At 51.3% G+C, this 7989-nt stretch carries 6 protein-coding genes; 5 read left to right on the top strand and 1 reads right to left on the bottom strand.

Going from position 1 to position 7989, the window contains the following annotated elements; genetic code table 11:
- The first annotated feature begins 328 nt into the window (after nt 1-328).
- From queC to queF, 4 genes are read left to right on the top strand one after another with little or no spacing between them, the layout of a single operon-like run.
- The gene (gene queC / locus Q0231_RS13610; RefSeq protein ID WP_299348153.1) at nt 329-1024 is read left to right on the top strand and encodes a 7-cyano-7-deazaguanine synthase QueC; all 696 of its coding nucleotides are present in this window, start codon (nt 329-331) and stop codon (nt 1022-1024) included.
- On the top strand, nt 1024-1383 hold the full coding sequence (gene queD / locus Q0231_RS13605; RefSeq protein WP_299348151.1) for a 6-carboxytetrahydropterin synthase QueD: 360 nt from the start codon (nt 1024-1026) through the stop codon (nt 1381-1383). The genes queC and queD overlap by 1 nt, the downstream gene beginning before the upstream one ends.
- Entirely contained in the window at nt 1359-2114 is a 756-nt protein-coding gene (gene queE, locus Q0231_RS13600) for a 7-carboxy-7-deazaguanine synthase QueE (protein WP_299348150.1), read from the top strand. Before queD ends, queE begins: the two co-directional genes overlap by 25 nt.
- A 15-nt stretch (nt 2115-2129) precedes the next feature.
- A complete protein-coding gene (gene queF, locus Q0231_RS13595; protein ID WP_269392981.1) occupies nt 2130-2600 on the top strand; it encodes a preQ(1) synthase in 471 nt (156 codons plus the stop codon).
- Here queF and Q0231_RS13590 read toward each other — a convergent pair.
- Nucleotides 2597-5047 carry a glycoside hydrolase family 2 protein gene (locus tag Q0231_RS13590; RefSeq protein WP_299348148.1) on the bottom strand — a complete coding sequence of 817 codons (2451 nt, stop codon included), beginning with the start codon at nt 5045-5047 and terminating at the stop codon, nt 2597-2599. The genes queF and Q0231_RS13590 overlap by 4 nt on opposite strands.
- A 267-nt stretch (nt 5048-5314) precedes the next feature.
- Here Q0231_RS13590 and dnaE point away from each other — a divergent pair.
- Nucleotides 5315-7989: DNA polymerase III subunit alpha (dnaE, locus tag Q0231_RS13585; protein WP_299348145.1), on the top strand; the 2675-nt coding region annotated here is incomplete at its 3' end.

Here is a 7989-nt window from a genome sequence, read left to right as displayed (position 1 = left end):
CCTACAGTTCTGATTTTTTGCGTGTGAGCGTGCTCAATGCTCTCGTTTTTCCTTTGAAAGGCCTCGTTCAAAGGCGCGCTCAAGGCAGGTGTAATCAGAACAATTGCCATGCCAACCGCACAGGCCAGCATTCTTGATTTTTCAAAACTCCGGTTCATCATAGCCGTCTCCGCGTAGCGCAATGACCACAAGTTGACAGGCAAAGATTCAAATTCGCTTAAAGTCCCTTCGCGTTTTCGCGTGTTCGGCGCTTTTCAAGTTCGCCATCACCTGATAAACACAGCGCCGACCCGGTCGCAGCCTACCCGGACAAAACAAGGATGAAAAAATGAAAACGATCGTAATCTGCTCTGGCGGATTGGATTCAGTGACGCTTGCCCATCGAGTTGCAGCTGAGCATTCGCTCGTGGGACTGCTCTCTTTTGACTATGGGCAACGCCACAAAAAAGAACTTGATAGCGCTGCTATGTGCGCTAAGCGCCTTGGTGTGCCGCATCAAATCATCGATATTCAGCATATTGGCAAAAGCCTTTCCGGATCTGCCCTTACAGACAATATTGATGTGCCAGACGGACACTACGAAGAAGAAACAATGCGAGTGACTGTTGTCCCCAACCGCAATCCGATAATGTTGGCCATCGCCTTTGGCATTGCCGCGGCAAATGACGCCGATGCGGTTGCCGCCGCAGTGCATGGGGGGGATCACTTCATCTACCCTGATTGTCGCCCCGATTTCGTTGCCGCTTTCCAAAACATGCAAGACAAAGCGCTAGATGGCTATGCCAGTATTCAGCTTCTCACCCCCTATGTGCATGGCTCAAAAGCCGACATTGTGACAGATGGCGCAAGGCACAATGTGCCGTTTGCCCAGACGTGGTCATGTTACAAAGGAAATGAAACCCATTGCGGGCGCTGCGGCACCTGTGTTGAACGACGAGAAGCCTTTCACCTGGCTGGTGTTGATGACCCCACAACTTACGCCGACGCTGATTTTTGGCGCGCTGCAACGAGCGGGGCAATTTGATGTACACGATCACAAAAGAGTTTCATTTTTCAGCCTCCCATCAACTCACAGATTTGCCAAGCGACCACCAATGTGCACGTTTGCACGGCCACAATTATGTGGTGGTTGTGGAGTTGCGATCTGCAACCCTCAATCAATTTGGCTTCGTGCGCGACTACCAAGAACTAGGTGAACTTAAAACCTATATTGATGAGCATTTGGATCACAGGCATCTCAATGAGGTATTCGAAAGTGAGGCGGTTACTGCCGAATTTTTGGCCAAGCATTTGTTTGATTGGTGCAAACAAAGATTTGCAGAAACGACTGCTGTGCGGGTCAGCGAAACGCCCAAAACATGGGCAGAATACCGCCCATCATGAGCGAGAACAAAAACCTTATACGCGTCTCAGAGCTCTTTGGCCCCACCATCCAGGGTGAGGGCGCCGTTATCGGTCAACCGACGGTGTTTGTGCGCGCAGGCGGCTGTGATTTTCGTTGCGTGTGGTGTGATAGTCTACATGCTGTTGATGGAGAATTTCGCAATCAATGGAGGCCAATGTCGTCGAGCCAAATATTGGATCAGGTAAAGACCCTCACAGAAAATCAGCCAATAATGATCACCCTTTCGGGCGGTAATCCGGCGATTCAACCACTGGGCGAATTGATTGAATTAGGCAAATCCCAAGGCTTTCAATTTGCGATGGAAACCCAAGGCAGTATTGCAAAGGATTGGTTTGGCGCGCTTGATGTTTTAGTGCTCAGCCCAAAACCCCCTTCAAGCGAAATGTCGTTCGATCCAGATGCCTTGAACACATCGATTAGAGCGGGGCAGGGCGCTGGTCAAACCGTGCTAAAATTTGTGGTTTTTGATGATGCAGATTTCGTCTTTGCGCAAAAAGTTGCAGCTCTGCATCCGGACCTGACGGTCTATCTGCAGCCCGGCAACCATACGCCACCGCCAGCTAGTGAGCAGAATGCAGCCATTGACCTTGAAGGCATTAATCAGCGCATGTTGTGGTTGATCGATAAAGTAAATCAAACCAAATGGTTCAGCGCCCGGGTGCTCCCCCAATTGCATGTAATGCTTTGGGGCAATCAACGCGGCGTCTAGAATAAAGAGAAAACAATGACCGACAAAAAAGACATTTACGCCAATCTTACCCAATTGGGTGGCGACACAAAATTGCCCAATAGCCCAGAAGAAGCTGTGCTTGAAAAAGTGCCCAATCCGCAAGAGGGCGTGCAATATTGTGTACGCTTTACCGCACCCGAGTTTACCTCGCTCTGCCCCATGACCGGCCAGCCCGACTTCGCGCACTTGGTCATCGATTATGTGCCTAGCGATTGGTTGGTTGAAAGCAAGTCGCTAAAACTGTTCCTTGGCTCATTCCGCAATCACGGTGCATTTCATGAGGATTGCACTGTGTCGATCGGGCGGCGTTTGGTGGAATTGTTGGACCCAGAGTGGCTGCGCATTGGCGGCTATTGGTATCCGCGCGGCGGCATCCCCATCGACGTTTTTTGGCAAACAGGGGAAGCGCCAAAGTCAGTATGGATTCCGAGCCAAGACGTGCCAACCTATCGCGGGCGCGGCTAACCCTTCAAATAGTGTATTGTTTTGGGCTCTGTTGGTGCGGCATTTCCACGTTGTCGCGCCACCCAAATTGTTTTCGGCCGATGTGGCAAAAGGGTAAAACAATTGTCGGAATAAACATTGGCGCCGCCATGATCATATGTCACAAACAACACGGGCTTGTCGCTAGAAAGCGTGATCTCTAAGCGTCCGTTTGCACTTTGGTTGTGTTCGATGGAAATGGTCGGTTGCTCAAATGGGTAGGCTTTTGGCCGCAATGGCAAATATTCACTTTCGCCCTGATGTTCACCTTGTTCGTCAGTCCAAACAAAGGACAAGAATTTACCTGCGGGAATGTCGGCACTCTTCAAGCGGTGTATCTCTAGAGATAGATTTGGTTTGCTTTGAGCGTTGAATGCGGCAAGCGGTTGCACTTCGCCGGACGTGCTCACCAGTTCAATTTCAAGCGATAAAGTACAAGGTGCGCGAAGGTCTGAAATGGCGTAGAACACCACGTCGCCTGTGGCGTCATCTGGTTGCGCGGTGACCAATATAGGCGAAAAAAATCGTTTTGCTGCATAGTGAGTTAGCTTCCAGTTGCCGCCATATTCAAGGCTTGACCAGCTCGCAACTGGCCAAGTGTCGTTGAGTTGCCAGTATAACGCGCCCATGCATCTGGGCATTTGCGCGCGCCAAAACTCTATCGAAGTTTTCATGGCCAGAGTTTGGCTGACTTGGCTTAGAAAGACCATGTCTTCAAAACCATCTGGAAACTTGAAATAACGCGAAATCGTTTCAACAATCCGGCTGTTGCCGCCCTCATTTCGTTGGTGCACATCCATCACCGCCGATGAAACATTGCGGTCCTCAGGTTCAGTGAAGCTTTTGATTACTTCCGTCGAGGGGAAGGACTGAAATCCAAACTCTGAACAAAAACGAGGTTTTACAGACCGATAGTGCTCAAAGTCTTTTGATGAATGCCATACGTCCCAAAAATGCATGTCGCCGGATTTATCATCATGCCAGCCATCGCCAAAGTTGAGTGGACCGACAGAGGGCGAAGATGGCCAAAAAGGAATGTCGGGTTGAAGTTCATCAATTGCTTCTTCTAGGGAATGGTTGAGCCGATCATAAAGCACCAAATACCGGTCTCTGTTTGCCTTGCTCTCCTCGTACCAGTTCAGGGCGCCAACAAGCTCATTGTCACCGCACCAAAGTGCCATACATGCATGGCCAGAAAGCCGCCTAATTTGATGGCGGGCCTCCTCGCGGACAGACTTTAGCCATGTCTTGTCGTGAGCGGGGTAAAGATTGCAGGCGAACATAAAGTCGTGCCAAACCAGCAGACCTAGTTCGGAACATAAGTCGTAAAACCAATCGGGTTCATATTGGCCACCACCCCACACCCGGATCATATTCATATTCGCATCGATCGCCGATTGCAGGCGATCGCGCACCAACTCTGGGGTGCAATTCTGAGGCAAAGCATCTGCTGGAATCCAGTTTGCGCCGCGCATAAACATTTCTTGGCCATTCACACTGAACGCAAAACGGTGTCCAATATCATCTTGGCTGGTGTCGAGCTCTATCTGCCTAAATCCCACCTTGCGGGATTTTGTGAGTTCACCAAGGTTCACACTTAATTGGTGCAATGTTTGTGGCCCGTAACCAATCGGCCACCACAGTTCTGGATCCGTAACATTGAGTGAAATGCGTTTTGTTGTCGTACCGGGATAATGGGTTATCGTCCGACTCGTTGTGGCTCCACATATGCTGGCCGAAAGCTGAATTTCACCTGTCGTTTGCGCCGAGAAGCTTACGTCGATTTCCAATGTCACGCTGCTGTCTTCAAGATGAATTTGGCGCACCATTAAGCCATCAAAATGCACGGGGTCTGCCTGATGCAGCAAAACATCGCCGTAAATCCCGATGGGCGACAAAGCAATATTCCAGTCCCAGCCAGCATGGCATTGGGTTTTGCGTAGGTAATTATAGTGAGGCAAGCGGTTGTTGAACGACAGATATGGAACCGTGACACTTGAGGCATCGGCGGCTTTTTTTGCCGCCATGCTGTTGGAATGGAATACGATACGCACAATATTCGTGCCGCGCTCTAGCGCGCCTTTGGTATCAAAGTCCCATCGTCTAAACTGGTTATCGCAAAAACCAATTTCTTGATCGTTTAAGAATACAGTTGCTATGCAATCCACAGCGTCAAAGCTAAGAAGATGCTTGCGCGCCAAGTCGCCATCAAACTCAAACTGAGTTTGCGCAACCCAATTCTGCTCGTGGATCCAGTCCAAAGAGGTTTCGTTATCCCGCCAATATGGTGACGATATGGTGCCTTGAGCGAGTAATGATGAATGCACATCTCCTGGAACAGAAAACGAAGCGCGGATCGTTTTGGTTTCGTTTTCTATCTGCCAGCCCTTATCAAGTTGCAGTAAATACGGTGATGTAATCGATTGCATGATTGATCCTGAAGTTGCGGCTTTGAACGGGTGAAAAGAATGGAATGCTTGTGAAGGTCGGCAAGAGAATGTGCTCGGCTGAACTTTAGACGGACAAAAGAGCAGGATCAAGGGCCGAAATACCCGGGCCCGAAAATTGAAGCGTTGCAATCAAAATTCACCACTTGCATCGACGTTGGTATTTTTATACAATGCTATGTATTGCAATATAATACTTAAGCCGAAACTTGCGGAGGGTAAGTGGGAGACTTGAGGCATGGAGGGATAATGAATTTTCCAAAACTTATGAAAAGCGCAACTCTTGGCGCAACGCTCACAATGGCTTTGATGGGGTCTGCTTTTGCAGCGGCAACCCACCCGGTGACTGGTGAGACACTTGCAGAAAACCAGGTCCTACGTATGCGTTTGCTCGATGGAATTCCGTCGCTTGATCCGCAATTGATGGAAGACGTAACTGGTTTTTCTTTTGCGCGTGATCTTTTTGAAGGCCTGTTGAACCAAGATGCCGACGGCAATTTGGTGCCCGGCGTAGCCGAAAGCTGGTCAGCCAACGAAACCAACGACGTGTACACCTTCAATTTGCGCCACAACGCCAAATGGTCAAACGGCGATCCTGTAACCGCCCATGACTTTGTTTATGCTTGGCAACGCTCGGTTGACCCAGAATTGGCCTCTCCCTATTCTTGGTATGTTGACCTTATGTCACTCAAGAATGCATCGCAGATTTTGTCCGGTGAAATGGATAAGTCGGAGTTGGGTGTGCGCGCGGTTGATGACTATACGTTTGAAGTCAGCTTGACAGCACCACTACCATATTTTGCATCAATGACTGTTTTGGCCACCGTGTTCCCAGTGCACAAAGCAACTATTGAAACACATGGTGCAGAGTGGACCCGCCCCGAAAACATGGTTTCTAACGGAGCGTATAAACTGACTGAATGGGTTCTAAAAGAACGTACTGTGCGCGAACGCAACCCAATGTATTGGAACAATGAAGCAACCATTATTGATCGTGTCGAAACTCAAGTGATCAATGATGAAAACGTTGCGTTCACTCGCTATCTTGCTGGTGAGTTGGACACAACAGCGGTTCCATCGGGCCAGTTTATTCGTTTGAAAAAGGAACGTCCAGACGAAACCCTGTCACTGCCTTACCTTGGCTCGTACTACTATAGCTTCAACATGGACGCCTCGGGTCCTGAAGCCTTTAAAGACGTGCGGGTGCGCCAAGCCCTTTCCTATGCTGTTGATCGCAACGTAATTACGGACAATATTTTGCAAGGCGGCCAGCGCCCGGCGGCAGAGGCGTTGATGGCACGGTTGAAAGCGGCCTTTGGCGATCGGCTCTATGTTGAATTGCAGCGTCACCCCGAAGACGGCGGCCAGCCCGAGCCCGAGCGCCTGACCGAGCGCGGCTTCGTCGAGATGGCCTATGCGATGGACATCCCGCTGGTGGCCACCAATGACGTCTATTTCCCCAAGCCCGATATGTATGAGGCGCATGATGCGTTGATTTGCATTTCGGAAGGCGCCTATGTTGACCAGCAACAGCCGCGCCGCCGTTTGACCGCGCAGCATTACTTCAAATCCCAAGCCGAGATGGCCACGCTTTTTGCCGACCTGCCCGAAGCGCTGAGCAACACCGTCGAGATCGCCAAACGCTGCGCTTTCATGGCCTACCGCCGCGACCCGATCTTGCCGAAGTTTGCTGACGACGAGGTCGCGGAATTGCGCCGCATGGCCAACGAGGGTCTGCAGGCGCGTCTGGCGGTGATCCCGCATGCGGTGAGCGTGGAGGAATACCAAAAGCGCCTCGATTTCGAACTGGGCATCATCGAAGGCATGGGGTTTCCCGGTTACTTCCTGATCGTTGCTGATTTTATCAAATGGGCCAAGGATCAGGATATTCCCGTTGGCCCCGGGCGTGGTTCCGGCGCGGGCAGTCTCGTGGCCTATGCGCTGACCATCACCGACCTTGATCCCCTGCGCTACAGCCTGTTGTTTGAACGGTTTCTCAACCCGGAACGCGTGTCGATGCCCGATTTCGACATCGATTTCTGTATGGATCGGCGCGAAGAAGTGATCCGTTACGTTCAGGAAAAATACGGTCGCGACAAGGTGGGCCAGATCATCACCTTTGGTGCGCTGCTGTCCAAGGCCGCCGTACGCGATATTGGTCGGGTCCTTCAGATGCCCTATGGCCAGGTCGACCGCCTGTCCAAGATGATACCGGTTGAAGGAGTGAAGCCGGTCAGCATTGAAAAAGCGCTGGCTGATGAACCCCGACTGAGGGAAGAGGCCAAAAGCGAAGAGGTTGTTGACCGCCTTCTGAAGTATGGCCAACAGGTTGAAGGACTGCTTCGAAACGCATCGACGCATGCTGCCGGTGTGGTGATCGGTGACCGCCCGCTGGATGCGCTGGTGCCGCTCTATCAGGACCCGCGTTCAGATATGCCCGCAACCCAGTTCAACATGAAATGGGTAGAGCAGGCGGGTCTGGTCAAGTTCGACTTTCTCGGCCTCAAGACCCTGACCGTGATTCAGAACGCGGTTGACCAGATCAAAGCATCGGGACGCCACCTGCATCTGGCGGCCGATGGCAGTCAGTTGTTTGACCCGCCCGCTGGTTTGATCGACGATATCGGCACAATTCCGTTGGACGACGAAGAATCCTACAAGCTCTACGCCGCCGCCAAAACCGTCGCTGTGTTCCAGGTGGAAAGCAGCGGCATGATGGATGCGCTCAAACGCATGCGCCCGACCTGTATCGAAGACATCGTGGCGCTGGTGGCGCTCTACCGTCCCGGGCCGATGGAAAACATCCCTACCTATTGCGAGGTCAAGAACGGCAAGCGCGACCGTGAATCCGTGCATCCATTGATCGACGACATTCTCGAGGAAACCCAGGGCATTATCGTCTATCAGGAACAGGTGATGCAGAT

The organism is uncultured Maritalea sp., assembly GCF_937139385.1.
In the GTDB taxonomy this organism is placed as follows: Bacteria; Pseudomonadota; Alphaproteobacteria; order Rhizobiales; family Devosiaceae; genus Maritalea; species Maritalea porphyrae_A.
This window is presented reverse-complemented; position numbering and strand designations above follow the sequence as displayed.